This window comes from Bacillus sp. FSL K6-0073, from assembly GCF_038006085.1.
GTDB classification, from domain to species: domain Bacteria; phylum Bacillota; class Bacilli; order Bacillales; family Bacillaceae_G; genus Bacillus_A; species Bacillus_A cereus.
The window spans coordinates 424,983-444,255 of the sequence record NZ_JBBOUN010000002.1 but is presented as its reverse complement, the minus strand read 5'-3'; the positions used below and the strand labels follow the sequence as shown (position 1 = coordinate 444,255).

Sequence of the window (19,273 nt, the reverse complement as noted above, 5' to 3'; positions counted from 1 at the left end):
CTCCTTCTGAGACCTGGGAAATCAATTAACCTATATCCCAATTAAAATCAGTCTCTATTTTTATTTTTTCTTTCTCCTGAGTCGCAGATAAAACAAGTTCTTTTTCCTCACTTGTTAACATTTGAATATCTTTTAGACTAACATTAGGATGAGTTGTTATTTCTTCTAATAGAAGGTTAAATCGCCGTCCAAATTCTACTATTGTTGATTTATCAAATAAAGATGTAGCATATTCAAAAGTAAATTCATATATATCTTTATTTTCTTCAGCAATAAGAGTTAAATCAAACTTACTTGTTAGTGTATCTGTGTTTGTTTCCGTGCTAATTTCTAATCCATCCACAACTGTATGTTTTTCATCAGAATTTTGTAATACAAACATGACATCAAATAAAGCACTTCGGCTTAAGTCTCTAGAAAGATCTAATTTTTCCACTAACTGATCAAATGGATACACCTGATGTTCGAAAGCTTCTAACGTATCGTTTTTCACTTTTTTCAAGTGATTAATAAAAGATTGATCTGGATTTATTTGATAACGTAATGCAATTGTATTTACAAACAGCCCCATAAGAGGTAACAGATCAGCATGCGGCCTACCTGCAACTGGTGATCCTATAATGACATCCTTTTGTTCCCCATGCTTGTACAGAAAAATAGTGAAGGTAGCCATAAGTAACATAAAAGGTGTCGTATCAGTTTCTAGTGCTATTTTTTTTATTTTTCGAGTAATTTCCTTGTTTACTTGGAAATTATATTGTTCACCCTCAAAACTCTTTACAGGTGGTCGACCTCGATCATATGGTAATTCAAGAACTGGTATATCCCCTGAGAATAATTCTTCCCAGTATTTCTCATGGATATCAAATTCTTTAGAAGATAATAATTTTTGTTCCCACGCAACATAATCTTTATATTGCAAACGATTTTCCGGCAATGTTTCCCCAGCATATAGGGCCTTAAAATCATGCATAAATATACTTAAAGACACGCCATCTGTTATGATGTGATGAAGGTCAATTACAAGTAAATAACTATTATCTTTTAACTCCTTTAGTCCAGCCCGCATTAACGGAACCTTAGAAAGATTAAATGGTTGCAACCATTCTTTATACTCTCCCTTTATCATTTCTAGCTCAAATGTTACCTGTTCTAATACTCTCTGTACTAACTGATCCCCCTGCCACTCAAACTGTGTTCTGAGTATTTCATGGCGTTTAATAAGCTTTTCAAAGACTAATTCTATCCTTTTCCGGTCCACCGTTCCTTTAAGAATAAAACAACTTGGTACATTGTATGTCATCTGTGCCCCATCCATCTCTTGTAATAACATCATTCTTTTTTGAGTCGATGAAACCGGGTATACCTCAGATTCCGGTACTATTTCTATATCTTGCAACCTATTTTCTTTTGAATTTTTAATAAAATGACTTAAAGTGCTTATTGTTGGATACTCAAAAAGATTTGCCAATGATAATTGCACGTTAAATTCTTTCCATATTTTAGCGTTGATTACAGTAGCATGAAGGGAATGACCACCAAGTGCGAAAAAATTATCTTCCACACCAATACAAGGATTACCTATAACTTCTTTCCATATATCAACTAGCTTTCTCTCCATATCATCGAGTGGTTTTACATAATTAGTAGTCTCCATCAATGGAGAAGAATCTATAATTACATTCTTTGTATTACCTTCTATAACAGAAAAAAGAAATGTCATTATTTGTTCTGCTAAATTTTGCTCGTATTGTGCAGCATGGTGAATTTTATCTGAAATGTTTACTATTCCTTCTTTAGTTACTGATTTTGTTAAGTGCATTTTTATCAATGATCCACGAATTACTCCCCAATTGGCAGCTGCTGTCTTCATAGATTCAGCGATAGTTTGGAAGTCCGAGTGATAACGCTCACCAAGAAACGAAAGCATTTTTGAAAACTTCACTCGGCCATCTACAACTTGACCTAAATGTGAGAATAACGGAACATCATTAAAGTCTAAATATCCATCTGTCTCTTTATTTAAATCAAACCTACTTATTAGTTTCGTAGCAAAAAGGTGCATTTGTGAAAAAATATGTTTTTCATCTTTTATATGTTTTATCCAATTTGACAAATCGGTTGTAATCGATTGTATGTCTGTGATTTCATCTTCAGTAACTTTTAAAGTACTTACTTTTTGATAACCCTTATGAAAAAGTTCTGTTGAAAGTTGTGCATTTTTAACCATAAAATATGGATCGGTAATAATTAAACAGTCTTCTTCGGGCTCATATCCTACAATAACAAATGAATGAACAATATGATTTTTTAGATAATTCTCATCCCAAGGAAGCCAGTATGCATTCATGGTTACCACCACAGGAAATCCCGAGTATAATTGTTCTAATATAATTTCAAATCCTTCATCGGATGAATCTGTATCAAATATAGTACTTTTTATACCATGATATTTTTCTAAATCACTTACAAAATAACCAGACTCTGTATATAAACCATCCCCTAAATTTCCATTATCGACAGGAGAAAAACCAAAATCCCATAATCTAGCGTACATTAAATAATGTTTACGCTTAAACCAATTAGCTAACGTAGCAATTACATCATCAATACAATTCTGTTCAGAGCTTTTACAAGGCTCAACATCATATAAGATTGAAGAAGTATAATTTCCCATTTACTCACCTCTATATTTTTACCAACAGAAAAACTATTGTAATTTGGTTATTTCTCTATACTAAGTTGACAGAGATATGTATATCTTCTTTAAAAAGCTATCAATTATTATTAACGCATTTCATATAAAGAATCTTATTTCTCGAATCACTTTTTTATTTTAATCATTCTATAATAGGGAGGAGAATTCCCTAACTCATAGTCACCAGAATAAACACTAACATTCCAGAAAGCTAAGAGGGAAAACCCCTTTAATCCCACAGTATAGCAAGTGTAAATTTAAACTCTTAAAAGTCGTGTTTACAATATGAAGTAATACTAATTATTTTTCTTTTCTGCTATATAAGCCGCTAGTTGTTTAATATTTCGTTTTGTATATGCGACTAAGTCGTCCGTATTAAGATTCTCGTTTTCTAAAGCAAGATCAAGCTCAATAGCTAGTAGAGAATTTCCTCCTAAGTCAAAGAAATCATCCTCTACACCGACAGCTTCAATCTTCAATATACTTTTCCATATTTCAACCAAACGAGATTCTAACTCATTACTAGGAGACATCATACTCTCCTCCTCATTCTTAGGTAAAGATCTAGGTGAAGGTAAGGAATGTCGATCAACCTTTCCACTTGGTGTTAATGGTATGTTTTCAACTTCAACAAAGAAAGTAGGTATCATATAACTCGGAACTAATTTCGCAAGATGCAATTTCAAATCAGAAATGGATACAGGTGATTTTGCTACGAAATAAGCTACAAGTTTTTTCTGCCCATCTTCATCTTGAATGTCTACTATCACTGCTTCTTTAATTGCATGATGTGAAGATAAAGCATCTAAAATTTCCCCTGGCTCAATTCGATATCCTCTAATTTTTAATTGTTCATCATTTCTACCGAGGAATTCTATATTCCCATCAGGTAACCAGCGTGAAAGATCTCCTGTCCTGTACATTTTCTCCCCTTTTACAAATGGGTCTGGTAAAAACTTTTCTTCAGTTAATCTCATTTGATTTACATATCCTCTTGCAAGCCCTTCTCCCGCAATATACAGCTCTCCTACCGCGCCAATAGGCTGAAGTCTCTGTTTTTGATTAAGTATATAAAGCCTTACATTCGGAATAGGCTTTCCAATAGGAATAGTATTATAGTTTTCACTTTCTTGAAGTGAAAACGTACTTGCGATAACTGTCGCCTCAGTAGGACCATACATATTTTCTATTTGAGTCGATAGTCGATGCTTTTTAAACTTATTAACCACCTCATGTGTCAAAGCTTCACCCGCAAGTAATATATACTTCACTTTATTTAAAACCTGGCAATTTTCATTATTAAGTGTATTTACGAAAGCTCTAAACATAGACGGTACAAAATTTAATAATTTCACATCATATTTATCTATAGTTCTTAAAATTGCTCTTGGGTTTCGATGTTCCCCATTGTCCATTATTACTAATTTACTACCTACTATGGTCCACCCAAACAACTCTAGAACAGATACATCAAATATATAAGGTGTCTTCAGTAAATACGTATCTGATTCATCCATAGGATATAAATGAGACATTGAAAATAAGAAATTCACAATACTACAATGTTCAATCATGACTCCTTTTGGTCTACCTGTAGAACCGGAGGTGTATAAAATATAAGCTAAGTGATTTGGTTTTCCAGTAACCTCCAGGTTGCTTGTATCACCAACGTACAAATTTTCTTGCTTTAAATCAATAATCTCTCCTACAAATGGAATTTCACCTACGTATTTAGATTCTGTAAGTACAAATTGAGGATTACAATCCTCTAAAATATGTTCCATTCGACGCTTTGGATATTCAGTATCAATTGGTACATATGCAGCTCCAGATTTTAGCGCAGCAAATATAGCTATAATCATTTCTACGGATCTTTCCACAACGATACCAATTTTAGTTTCCTGATCTACACCTTTTTGTCTAAGAATACGAGCCAGCTGATTTGCTCGATTATTGATATACGAATAACTGTACGGTATATCATTTGAAATAACTGCGATTTCTTCTGGTTTATTTTCAACCTGATCCTCAAAAAATTGATGAACTAATTTACCCTGAGTAAAATCCAATTTTGTATTATTAAGTTCATTTAACATCCTTGTGGATTCACTTTTACTTAAAACATTAACGTCTTCAATTTTCGCTTCAGGATTAGCTACCATCCACTCTAGCGTATTTATAAAATGCATCATAAACCGCTCTATAGTTTGTGGATAATATAGTCCTGTCGCGTATTCCAATTCTAATCGCAGACCCTCTTCTTCCGGAAATACTTCTATACTCATATCTACCTTTGAAGCTTGATGCTTAATTTCGTATGATTTAAATGTAATATCTTTTATCTTTTCTGATGTTCTTCCGATATTCTGCATCACTAACATGACATCAAATACAGGATTTCGGTTAGTATGATAAGCCATGTCTAACTTATTTACTAACTCATCAAATGGGTATTCTTGATATTGAAATGCTTCTAGCGCATTTTCTTTTACTTCATTTAAGAATTGAATTATCGTCTTTTCCGCTTTAGGATGATTTCTCATAGGTAGGGTATTTACAAACATACCTATGATAGGCTCAAGATCATGATGAATTCTTCCTGCAATTGGAGAGCCTACTATAATATCTTCCTGTTGCGTATACACATGCAATACTATATTTAGTGACGAAAGAAGTACCATATATAAAGTAGCTTCTCTTTCATCCGCAAAGGATTTTAATTTATTAGAAAGTTCAGGTGTTAGATGGAATACTAATCTATCACCTTCAAAAGTTTGATTTAGCCCACGTGGCTTATCGGTTGGGAACATAAGAATTGGTAACTCACCTTTAAACTTATTTACCCAATACTCTTCAATTTCTTTCAGCCCTTCATCATGTAAACGATTGGTTTGCCAATTGGCATAATCTTTGTATTGTATTTTAATAGGCTCTAAGGCTTTGCCTGAATATAAATCTATAAACTCCTTTTCTAACTTCGCTAAAGATACTCCATCTGCTATTATGTGATGAAGATCAAAAAGTAACAGGTATTGATTGAATTCTAATTTCATTAAACCGACACGCATAAGTGGAGCCCTATCTAACTGAAAAGGACGAACAAATTCCTGTATTAACTCTTCAATTGTTGATCTATCAGATTTATATAAATGTTCAATTTTAATATCTAAACTATCATGAATAAATTGAACTGGTTCACCTTTAATAAATTGGAATGAAGTTCTTAATGATTCATGACGTTCCACTAATTCTTTGACACATTGTTCTGCCTTTATAAAATCAAACTCACCTTCAATTAACATTGCACCTGGTATATTGTAGGCAGTTCCTATTCCAGCAAAGCGGTTTAATATATATAATCTTTTTTGTGAAGAAGAAGCTTGATAAAATTCTCTATCAGGCACGATCTCAATTTGAGAATAATTTTTCTTCCCTTCATATTTCTCTATATACTCCGCTAATAGCATAATTGTAGGCCTTTGAAACATTTCACGTATAGGTACATCTACACCTAAACGTTTATATATGTGTGAAACAACAGAAGTAATTTGTAATGAATTACCTCCTAATTCGAAAAAGTTATCATTCACACCTATTTTCTCTATTCCAAGTACTACTTTCCATATCTCAGAGAGCATTTGTTCAATTTCGTTTCGTGGTTCAATAAATAAAGCTGTGGATTGCTCCCAAATTGGATCTGGAAGAGCTTTCCGATCTATTTTACCGTTTGATGAGATTGGAAACTGCTCAATCGGGATGATGTAAGCAGGAATCATATAAAACGGTAAATACTCTCTAAGGAATTGGCGTACTTCTTCTACTTTAGCTGGAGAATTCATAACAACATATGCACATAAAACCGGAGCATCTTCTCCCTCTTTTTTACGTGTAATTACAATAGCTTCACCAATTTCAGGATAACGTAATAGTTGCTTTTCTACTTCTCCTAATTCAATTCGTAATCCACGAATTTTGACTTGATCGTCCATACGGCCTAAATATTCAAGGTTTCCATCTGGTAACCAGCGAGCCAAGTCTCCAGTACGATATACCTTGTCATCTATAATAGAAGAACCTGTTTTGGTGATTTGTATAGGAACAAATTTGTCCATAGTTAACTTAGGTTGATTTAAATACCCTCTTGCTAGCCCTTCTCCTGAAATACACAACTCTCCAGGAATTCCAACGGGTTGTAACTGTTGATTATCACCCATAATATAAACTTTTTGATTGGCTAGAGGTCGTCCTATTGGTAATTGATTCATAAGTTCTAACTTATCGTGCTGAACATGATAACATGTAGAATCTACAGTAGTCTCCGTAGGTCCATAAGCATTTGTTAAATTAGGTTGGCAGTTCTTATTAAATAAACCAAGGAATTTCCGCGCTAATTTCGGTGGTAATTCCTCTCCAGCAATAATAAAATGTTTAAATGAATATTCTATTTTTTCATCTATAAAATTAGTTAATAATCGAAGATGCATCGGCGTTCCATCCGCGATATTTATTTGCTTTTCTTGATAAAAATTCATTAGCTTCTGCCCATCAGTTCTTGCTTCCTCTGGTACTATAAATAAACTATTTCCTAATAAAAGCGCACCAAACATGTTTTGTACTGAAGCGTCAAACTCAAAAGGTGAAACTAACCCGATTCGCATAGAGGAACTATATTTATCATATATTTCATTTTTTAACCCGAATATTAAATTTACAACACTACGATTTTCAACCATAATTCCTTTAGGATTACCTGTTGTTCCAGAGGTAAAAATAACATATGCCAAATCGTAAGGTGTACTTACTGAAGGGAAACTAACCAATTCTGTTTCAAGTAGTTCATTAAAACTTACCATACTACAATCCTGGATTTCCCTTGTAAAATCTTCACTAATAACTTCTGGTTTTACTATACAAAATGGAGATTTACATTCTTTTAGCATTGCCTCTATCCTTTTATACGGCAAATATATGTTAATAGGTAAATAAGCAGCCCCACTTTTTAAAATACCTAGCAATGCAATTACTGCATCAATTGATCGATCCATCATAAGGCCAACAATGTGTCCTTTTCCAATTCCTTTTTTATGTAGAGAACTGGCAACCAGATCTACCTTTTCTTTTAATTGAGCGTATGTTATTTCTCTTTTGTCATCAGAAACAGCAAGCTTATTTGGATTATGCATGACTTGTTCTTCAAATAACTGTATCACCGTTAAATGATGCGGGTAATCTAACTCAGTTTGATTAAATGTAATTAACTCTCTTACATCATTATGACTAACCCAATCTAACTCTATATGCGGTGTATTCGGTTGTAGTAAAGCTTGCTCTAACAAGTCTATAAAATGATGACCAAATCGCATAACAGTAGATGTTTTGTATAGATGCTCATTAAAATACATATCAACTTCTATACACCCATTTACTTGACGGAAAGAGAATATAATCTCAGCATTGCTCTCACTTAAATAATTTAAATCTTGAATTTCCTCTAGCAAAATTGCAGTACGGAACGGATAATTACGCCCCTCTGGAAGGTAGTTACTCAAAACCGGTTGTAAACTTTCCAATGGGAAATTTTGATGTTCTAAAGCATTAACCATTACTGTACTAACATGCTGGAGAATTTGTCTAAATGTCATATGTTCCTCAAGACCATGTCTTAAAACTAACAAAGTATTAATAAGGTTAGTATCACTGTCTTGTTTTAAAACAGGTGTACCAATGCATATATCTTGCAATCTAGTATATTTATTTAACAGCAAAGTAAGTCCAGCAGTAAGAATCATGTGCAATTGAAGATCTGATCCATTTGCTAACTTTAAAATCTTCTCGGACAATTCCTCTTTTAGTTTTATGCTAACATTTGATAAATTCACCTGTTTGTTTGATGTCCGGTAATCATAAGGGAAATGGCAGTCAGCCAGTTCCCCTGATAAGTTTTCTAACCAAAATTCTCTTTCCTTTATTCGTTCATTTGCGGCAATTACTTTATCTTTATTCGCTATTCGTTCAACCATAGTTACTCACTCCTGACAATAATCAATTAAAAGTTAAAATCCCCAAAATCTACTGATACCTTAACTGGTTGCAGTTCTTGAATTTCTTGTTTAAATGAAATATCTTTTAATAAAATTTCAGGATGATCTACAATTTGTTCAAAAATCTCAACATAACGCTCACATAACTTTTGAACCGTGTCCCTAGTATATAAAGAGGTTGCATATTCCATAGTCAGTTCAATTGTATCTTCCAATTCAACCACTCTTAGCAATAAATCCATTTGCGCGCGCTTAAAGTCGTGATCATATGTCTTTAGTTCTAAACCATCGATAAACATATGATCTGCATCCATATTTTGCATAACAAATGAAACATCGAAAAGTGGGTTCCTATTATACGTTCCTTGAAGTCCTAATTGATTAACCAGGTCCTCATATTGACATTTTTGATGTTCAAACGCTTGTAAGACCTGTTCTTTTACTTCAAATAGGAATTGAGTAAACCTTTGTTCAGCTCTTGGATAGTTCCTTATCCCTAACATGTTTACAAATACTCCTATAATATCTTGTAAATCCGCATGTGGGCGACCAGTAATTGGTGAACCAATAACAACATCCTCTTGGCCAGTATATTTACCTAGCAAAATATTATATACAGAGAGCATTAGCGTATATAATGTAGTTTCTTCTTTTGCTAATAAACGCTTAATTTTCTTGGTAACATTTGAATCAATAGTAAAGGATATTTTACTACCTTTTAGATCTAATATTTCAGGTCTTGTATAATCAGTAGGCATATTCAAGACAGGTACACCATCTTTAAATTGATCTAGCCAATACTGTTCATGTTTGAGAGCAATTTCTTTTTCTTTTTCACTCTGCTGCCATTCTGAGTAATCCTTATACTGTATTTTTAAGCTTGGTAATTTCTCTCCAGAGTAAAGCGCAAATAGATCTCTAACGAAAATATCATAGGAAACTCCATCAGTTACTATATGATGTAAATCAATAATTAAAATATGTTTTTGTTCTTCCAATCTAATTAACCCTACACGGAAATATGGAGCATTATTAAAATTAAATGGGCGAATAAACTCATTAATTATTTGTTCCACTTCAGATTCAAAGCCCTCAATTTGAGTAATATGGAAATCAGCATGATCATGAATAATTTGTACCGGTTTATCATTTTTCATTTCAATAGTAGTTCTAAATATCTCATGACGTTTAATTAATTGAGTGAACGCCTTTTCTAAACGTTCAATGTTTAATTTTCCATTCAAAAGAATAACGGAAGTATCATTATAAGCTGTACTTTCTGGATACAATCGGTGTAATACATAAAATCTCTTCTGAGCTGAAGAAAGCTGATAATGAGATTTAGGTTCAGCTGGAACAATAACATCAAATTCACTTTTATCTGCCCTTGAAATATAATTTGCTAGTTTCTCAATATTTGATAGAGTAAAGAGTTCTTTAATAGGAACTTCAACATTAAACTCTTTATGAATTTTTGAAACAATAGTAATAGCCTTAAGTGAATCTCCACCTAGTTCCAGAAGATCATCATGAACACCAACTTCTGAAACTTTAAATATATTTCTCCAAATTTTTGAAAGCTTTTCTTCTACCTCATTACGAGGTGCTACATATTCAGTCAAGAGTTGTGGTCTAGAATGGTATAACGTAGAATCTAATTCTTCTTCCTTCTCATCATTGAAAGAATTTAATAACACCCATTGATCAATACGTGCTTGCAGTTCCCCTGGAGAATGAATCAATACTTCCCCTTGTTTCCATGACAGTGCTATATTAAAGGCCTGAACTCCTTCTTCAGGTGTCATAGATAATTCATGTACACTTGCACCTATCTGCATATCTTTTTCTTCATCTTCCCAGTATTTCCAATCACTCCAATTGACACTTATCCAAGGCAGGTTGGAATAACGATTTATATATTGCGCAAAAACATCCATGTATATATTTGAAGCAGCATATGATACATAACCTAATCCACCTAAGACCGCTGAAATTGAAGACATTAGAACACAAAAATCTAAATCTTTATTTCGTAAGCACTCTTCTAAATTGAGAAGACCATAAATTTTTGCAGAAAATTGTTCCTCACAGTCCTCTTTTTCAAGTTCCTGAATCAAATTAAAAGTCTTTCCACCAAGAATACCTGCACCATGAATTACACCATTAATCTTTCCAAATTTTTGTTCTGCCTTATGAATTGCTTCGTATAGTTGTGATTGATCTGTAACATCAGCAGCAAGTACATAAACTTTAGATCCCGTTTCTTCTATCTCTAAAACTTTACGAATTCTTTCCGAATACATCGTATTTTCCTTCAAATGCATATCCCACTCATCACGATTTGGCAGACCTGTACGTGTAAGAAGAACTAAGTTGGCTTGTACAGTTTGAGCCAAGTGTTTCGCAAGAATTGTACCAATACCTCCGAGTCCTCCTGTAATAAGGTAAACTCCATTCTTTCGTAAAGGCAGTTTCTCTTTAGCTGGCTGTTCTAGTTGTAAAGGCTCGTAAGTTTGAACAAATCTTTTATTCCCTCGATAAGCAATCATCTTATCATTCGTATTTGAAAGACATTCTTCTACTAATTGATTTATTAGCCTATTCTTCAATTCTTTGTTTACAGGTAAAACAACATCAATACTTGAACAAGAAAGATAAGAATACTCTTGCGGAACAACTAATGACGTTCCAAGTACAGTTGATTTTTCTGGAATTAATTCTTCATCACCAATCACTTGTTGAACACCATTTGTAATGATTCGAATTGAGATTGAATCAGAGATATTCTTGTCTCCTAGTGCCTGAGTTAAATAAAAGATTGAATAGAATCCTAAGTTTTGTTTACAATTTACATATTCAATTGAGGCTTGTCTTTCCTCATCCGTAATTCCCCACATATGAACTATTCTTGTAGGTAAACCACATATTTCTTGTACTTCATCCAATAACTTAACGTAATCTGTACGTTCTTCAGGATTTATAATGAAGCGATCGTTATTCTCCTTATTAAAAGCAAAGCCAGATTCTACTGTAACTACTCTCTGCCCTTTATTTAATAAGTCCTTAACTAGTTCATTACCTAATCCTTCTTGATCTACAAAAACAATCCATGTCTCATTCACATCATGATTTGGTTCAAACAATGTAGAACTTTTCCATTGCGGCGTATAGAACCATTCAGAAATGTTGTTATTCTTACTAATTTTAGATTGCTTACTATTAAGCTTTTGACCTAAATCATACGGATTACCTTGTAATTTATAAGATATTTTATTGAAAGAATACATTGGTAATGGGATACGTCTTCTCTTCTCATCTTTATAAAATTGTTCCCAATCTACAGAAATACCTGTTACCCACATTCGAGTGATGTGACTGAATAAGAAATACATATCTGATACATCTTGTTGAACAGATCGAACCGTATTAAATATTCTTTCATTACCATTTTCATAGTCTAAAAGGCGACTAGTAAGCCTACTAAGGTCATTTCCAGGACCAATCTCTATGAATAGACTTGTATTGTCCCTATTCAACTCTTGAATTCCATCAGAGAATCGAACAGTTCCACGCATATGTTTTACCCAATAAACTGGGTTTGTTGCTTCTTCAGGTCGTATCCAAGTACCGGTCAAGTTTGACAAATAAGGTATTTTAGGTTCTCTAAGTGTCAATGTACTCACATAGGAAGCATACTCGTCCAGAATTGAATCCAGTTCGTGTGAATGTGCTGCTCCTTCTATCGTTACTCGCATACACATGAAACGCTTTTTCTTTAATTCATTTTCAAAATCTACAATTGCTTCTTCTGTCCCAGAAACTATACAAGCTGGACCATTAACTACGGCTAAAGAAATAGTATGTTGATATTCTTTTTCAAAAGAATTAATTAAATGAATCAATTCCTCTTCTGGAAGTGGAACGCTAAGCATTACCCCTGCAGGAAGACTACTCATTAGCTGTCCTCTTTTTACAACCAATTTAATTGCATCTTCCAAAGTAAATACTTCTGCTAAACAAGCAGCCACATATTCACCAAATGAATATCCAATCATTGCTTCAGGTTTAATTCCCCAACCCATTAATAGTTTCGCAACTGCGTATTCAAACGCGAAAAGAATTGGTTGACTAAATTCCATTCTTTTTAATTTTTCCGTCGCCTCATCAATACTGAAAGTAGTTGGGTATAACACTTCTTTCATGTTTACATTCGTAACAGATTGAAGGATTGCAAAGCATTCATCCATAGCTTCACGGAAAATTGCCTCTTGTTCGTATAATTCTAACCCCATGTTTACATATTGCGATCCATTCCCAGAAAACAGGAAGTTAACTTTAGGATGTTCCTCTTTTACATTTACATATTGTACTCTTCTTCCTTCTGGCTGGTTTAACAGTTCAATTCCTTCTTGAGTACTGGAACAAACTAAAGCTCTCCTATACTTGAATTCCTTACGTCCAATTTGCAATGTATAACTAGTGTCTGCCAAATTCACATGAGGATTCTGTTCAAGGTGATTTCCTAAATTCAAAGTCATACGATCCAAAGCATCTTTCGATTTTGCCGAAATCATTAACATCTGGTATGGTCTACTATTTGATGTTGCTTCAAGCTTTGGTGCCTCCTCCAAAATAATATGTGCATTTGTACCACCAATACCAAATGAACTAACACCTGCACGTAATGGTTTATTATCCTTTTTCCACTCATTTAATCGTTGATTTACATAAAAAGGTGTCTTTTCAAATCCAATTTGCGTGTTTGGTTTTGTAAAATTCACACTTGGCGGAAGAACTTGATCTTTCATCGCAAAGACCGTTTTAATTAGACCAGCAACACCGGACGCTGCATTTAGATGGCCCACATTTGCTTTAACAGATCCAATTGGTACAGATTGTTTTTCATTAGAGTTAAACACTTCACTAAGCGCCTTGATCTCAATGGTATCTCCTAGTTTAGTAGCAGTTCCGTGTGTTTCAATATAGGAAATGGACTCAGGTTCTACATTTGCTTCATGTTGCGCCATTTTAATAACTTCTACTTGGCCCTCTACACTAGGTGCAGTGTAACCAATTTTCCGATTTCCATCATTATTGATCGCTGTTCCTTTTATTACTGCATGTATAGTATCTCCATCATTTATAGCTTCCTGTAAAGGCTTCAGGACAACAATCCCAACTCCGTCTCCAAAAAGCATTCCATTTGCATTTTCATCAAAAGGACGACAATGACCATCTGAAGAAAACAGCATTCCTTCTTGGTAGGTATAACCTGCTTTTTCAGGTTGAGTTAATGTAATTCCCCCAGCTATAGCAATATCACAATGCCCCTGTAATAATGCTTGGCATGCATTATGAATAGCCACCAATGATGTTGAACATCCCGTAAAGATATTCATACTTGGTCCTTTAAGGTTAAATTTGTAAGAAATTTGAGTACTAAGCGAGTCTTTGTCGTTAAGTAATGAAATTAAAAATTGCCCAGCTGGTTCATTTGCCTCTGATAGAGTAGATAACACTTGCCAATATAAGTTAGGAGATGCCCCACTATATACACCAATTAGGCCCGGGTAGGTCTCAATATTATATCCAGCATGTTCAAGGGCAGACCACGCACATTCATGGAATACTCGTAGTTGTGGATCCATTAATGATGCATCTTGAGGTGTATAATCAAAGAATGGAGCATCAAAATTATCAGTACCCTCTAAATACCCTTTCGCTTTAACATAATTAGGGCTTTTTACTTCCATAGGATTCACACCAGATTCAATTAACTCTTCATCTGTAAAAAATTGAATAGACTCTGTACCAGACTTTATATTATTCCAGAATTCATTTACATTCTGTGCTCCAGGAAAACGTCCATCTATTCCTATAATTGCAATATCGTTATCTTCTTTCGTTTTTCGATTAAAACGTTTTGTATGTTTAACTTGATTCTTTTGCTTATCTCCACTTAAGTATCTCGCTAAAGAACGAATACTTGGATACTCAAACATAACTCCAATTGAAATCTGTTTTTCTAATCTATTAATTAATCTCTCATGAATTTGAATTATATGAAGTGAAGTTGCACCAAGATCAAAGAAATTTTCATTTACATTTACAGTATCAACACTGTAAAACTCTTTCCAAATTCCTATAATTATTTCCTCTACTTCATCTTGAGTTCTGAACTTATCTCTCGTTTTCGTTTGAGTTTCCAATTCAGAAATTCGTTTACGAGAATTCAGATTAATCCATTGATCAAAACGTTTATTTAAATCCCCTGAAGAAATAATTACCTGATTTAAACCACTTAAACCAAGCACACATTGGAATGTTTTTTGTCCTTCCTCAGATGTCATTTCAAGTGCTTCTATACTTTGAGCATTGAATATTTTATTAACCTGTTGAGCTCCCGTATACTGCCAATCTCCCCAGTTAATACTGGTCCATCGATTATTAGATGTTTTACTCACTTTGTCTGAAAAACTATCTAAGTAAAGGTTTGCTGCTGAATAGGCTACAAAACCTAATCCACCCAAAATAGGTGAAAGTGATGAAACAAGATAACAAAAATCAAGATCATAATTACTCAATAACTTATCAAGAACTAGCACACCATGTACTTTAGGAAGAAATTGCTCTTCACATTCAATCCTACTTATCTTTTCCATTGGACACTGAGCTGATTTAACACGTAAGACACCTGCTGCATGAATTACCCCATTTATGTGACCAAAATTAGCCTCAGCCTGATGAATCACGTTTCTCATCTGCTCTTCATCAGCTACATCTGCAACAGCTGTCATTACTTTTGCTCCCAATGACTCCAACTTCTGAATATGGTTAATACGTTGACATAATTGTTCATTTTCAATCTGTGATTGAAGAATTTGATCCCATTCTTCACGATCAGGAAGAGCTGTTCTACTAACTAATATTAGTTTAGCCTTTACTGTACGCGCCAAATATTCTGCTAATTTAAGGCCTACTCCTCCCATTCCACCAGTAATTAAATAAACCCCTTCCGATCGAATATTTCGAATTTTTGAAGCTGATTCATTTTCATTTATTACTAGCATTTCACTTACTTTTTCATCAGGTATAGGCTCATAAATTCGAATGTAACGAGTATTATTTCGAATTGCTATTACAGTGTCAATAATGTCCATTTGAATCTCAGAATATAAGTTTGATATTAATGCTTCTTCATTATCAGACAACATAAAATCTACACTACGGCATCTAATATTTGGATACTCTTGCGGAAATACTTTTATAGGAGCCAAAAGAGTAGATTTTTCTGCAATAATAGACTCGTCTCCTACTACCTTTTGCATATTATTCGTCATAACATTTATATTGATAGGATAAAGTAAATTAAATTTACTAATTGTCTTTGCAAGTGATATTAATGAATAGAATCCAGTATCTAAGGTCTTGATACCTAAATCCTTATTATCCACATTCCATAGGTGAACAATCTCTTCTGGTAAACACTCTTGTTTTTGTAGCTCGTTAAATAACTGATAATAATCTTCTTGTTCAGTAGGGCATATTGTAAATTCATTTAAACTAATCTTTTTATATGAAGGACCCACACCGACTGTTATAACACGATGTCCATCTCTTTCAAGCTTTTCTTTAAGAGCTAAGCCTATATGCTCATTGTCTAAAAATAACAACCAACTTTTAGTAGATTCTTTAGTTACATCTACAATTTCTTTTTCCATCCAACCTGGAGTATAGAACCACTCAGCTATATTAGAACGTTTCTTTATCGATGTTTCTTCACTATTAGTTATATTTTGCTGTTCAGCTGGATCTATCCAATATCGTTTTTTCTCAAAAGGATAAGTTGGTAAGGCAATACGTAATCTATATTCCTCTTCATACAGTTTACTCCAATTAATTTCTACCCCTAACTCCCACGCTTGTCCCAATACCTCTAACAAGTCGTTCTGTAAAATAATCTGATTATTATTAATTTCAGAATTTAATAACTCTCCAATATGTACAATCACAAAATTAGGATCTACATCCTTAACTTGTGTTAGAAGTTCTACTTTTTCTCCATGCGTCCATTCTGTTTTTAACTCTATATAGTTCTCAACTAATGGATTCAGGACATCTTCTGGCTTAAGAGATTTATTATAAATATCTGAAACCATTCCAGCTAAGCCTGTACCAATAATGTTAGAAGGACGTACATCACATTCAATTAATACATCAATAATCGATTGCAAGCAGACGAAGAAGGTTAAATCTTCAACCAAGCTATCATCTGTTCCTTTAAAGAATGCTTCTTTCAATGCTTTTCCAGTATACATTTGTGCATCAGTCATATTACGCTCAAATACTTGTAAGAATAATGGTTCCTTTTGGTATAGTTCTTTTACATTCTCAATAATTGATGAGTATTCGCTAGGTAACACAAATACCAAATCTGGATTTTCTTGCGTTTTTACGTGAAAATCTTTAACTGTTTTTAAATTGTCTATGGCGCTATCTATATCCTTACATAAGACCGCTCTTCTATACGGAAATGATCGACGGCCAGTTTGCAATGTGTATGCTACATCTGCTAATTCAACATCTTTATTAGATTCCAGATATTCAACCATATTTACTGTAGCATTATTTAAAGCTTCTTTTGATCTAGCAGAAAGAACCATTAACTTTTTCTCTCTAGTAGAAGCAGAACTTTTAACTTTAGGCGCTTCTTCTAATACAATATGAACGTTAGTTCCACCATATCCGAAAGCACTCACACCTGCTCTAAGAAGATCATTATCTTCACTTTGCCAATCCACCAAATCAGTATTAATATAAAATGGGCTATCTATAAAATCAATTTTCGAGTTAGGGCGCTTCACATTTAAAGTTGGCGGGAGTTGTTTATGTTTCATAGATAAAACTGTCTTTATAAGTCCGGTCACCCCTGCAGCTGTATCTAAATGACCTACATTACTCTTAACAGAACCAATTGCACAAAAAGATTTCTTGTCCACATCTTGAAACGCTCTCTTTAGAGCCTCTACTTCGATAGAATCCCCTAATGGCGTTGCCGTTCCATGCGTTTCTATATAACTAATTGTAGAAGGATCAACTTCAGCAAAACTATGAGCTGCTTGAATTACTTCAGCCTGTCCCTCAACACTCGGAGCAGTATAGCCTACTTTTCGACCACCATCATTATTTGCTGCTGATCCCTTAATTACACCATAGATTGTATCCCCATCAGCAATCGCATCTTCTAATCTCTTTAGTATTACCATACCTACACCATCACTAAAAACTGCACCCTGGGCTTCTGCATCAAAAGTACGTACTTTGCCATCCGGTGAACTTGTCATTCCTTCATGGTATTTATAACCATTCTTTTTAGGATACGTTATAGATACTCCACCTGCAGCTGCAATAGAGCATTCTCCAGTTAACAATGATCTACATGCAAGATGAATGCTCAAAAGAGATGTAGAGCATGCTGTATATAATGTAAAACTCGGTCCCTTAAGTCCCAGCTTATAGGATGTAAGCGTTGAAATTGCATCTTTATAGGAAAGAGTACCTGCCTCTGAAAACTCAACCACACTATCACTGTTTAATAATGGCGTGTGCTTCATCCAATTAAAATTAGTAGATGCTCCTACGTATAACCCTATTAATCCTTCATAATCAAATGGATTATAACCTGCCATCTCTAATGCTTCCCATGTTGTTTCCTGTAACATACGGATTTGGGGATCCATTATTTTCGCTTCTCTAGGTGTATAAGCAAAAAAGGATTCATCAAAATATTCTACTTCCTCCAAATACCCTTTTGCTTTCACAAAATTAGGATGTTGTAAAACATCTAAATTAACACCTTCTTTAATTAACTCATCTTCAGTAAATGTAGAAATTGAATCAACACCATTTTTTAGGTTATCCCAGAATTGGTTTATTTCATTTGCACCTGGAAATTTACCTGCCATTCCAATAATCGCTATTTCCAAACCAGTTTTACTATCATCTTGATGCTTCATTTTCACTTTCCTCCTATTTTGTTTAATTCGGATTTTCTATGCTTTACATACTCTTAGCTACAATACTTAGAGCTAATACTCCTATTTCATAAACTTAAGCAAAAGAAAAAACACATGAAATTACCCATAAAGTAGCTAAAGTGATTTACATACCTGACAGAAAACAAAAAATTTTAATTACGATTTCTATTCCTGGATTTCAATGATATTTTGAGCAATCATTTTTATTCTAAAAACCTAATACTTTGGTAATAATTCTGTTAATATTACACTTTATGTAGTTAGTAACATATTCACAAGAAGTTTTCTTTAAGAAATTAATTTGTAGAGTAATAATTTTGTAGGGGTTTTATGTTATAAAATTAAGCATACTTTTTCCAATATCATATAGAAAAAAACAAAAAAGTGACATACAGTGAATATTGAGAAATAAAATTCATTTATTCCATATCTAACCAAAATAGAACGAATTTTCAATTTTAAATTAGATTTTCTTGCATTTATAATTGCATTCTCTA

General features: G+C 33.7%; 3 protein-coding genes. All 3 read right to left on the bottom strand.

The window, feature by feature from the left end:
* Positions 1-25 precede the first annotated feature (25 nt).
* The 3 genes from MHB52_RS30075 to MHB52_RS30065 all read right to left on the bottom strand — a co-directional run bounded on the left by MHB52_RS30075 (position 26) and on the right by MHB52_RS30065 (position 18,755).
* Complete coding sequence (locus tag MHB52_RS30075; RefSeq protein ID WP_061663549.1) at positions 26-2,677, bottom strand: condensation domain-containing protein; 2,652 nt, start codon at positions 2,675-2,677, stop codon at positions 26-28.
* A gap of 317 nt (positions 2,678-2,994) precedes the next feature.
* Complete coding sequence (locus tag MHB52_RS30070) at positions 2,995-8,718, bottom strand: non-ribosomal peptide synthetase (protein ID WP_061663548.1); 5,724 nt, start codon at positions 8,716-8,718, stop codon at positions 2,995-2,997.
* 26 nt (positions 8,719-8,744) lie between these two features.
* Positions 8,745-18,755: a type I polyketide synthase gene (locus tag MHB52_RS30065; RefSeq protein ID WP_061663547.1), complete on the bottom strand. Its 10,011-nt coding sequence runs from the start codon at positions 18,753-18,755 to the stop codon at positions 8,745-8,747.
* Between the last annotated feature and the right edge of the window lie 518 nt (positions 18,756-19,273).

Coding starts and splice junctions, on each gene's coding strand:
- MHB52_RS30075 (WP_061663549.1), bottom strand. CDS start 2,677: ATGGGAAATTATACTTCTTCAATCTTATATGATGTTGAGCCTTGTAAA.
- MHB52_RS30070 (WP_061663548.1), bottom strand. CDS start 8,718: ATGGTTGAACGAATAGCGAATAAAGATAAAGTAATTGCCGCAAATGAA.
- MHB52_RS30065 (WP_061663547.1), bottom strand. CDS start 18,755: ATGAAGCATCAAGATGATAGTAAAACTGGTTTGGAAATAGCGATTATT.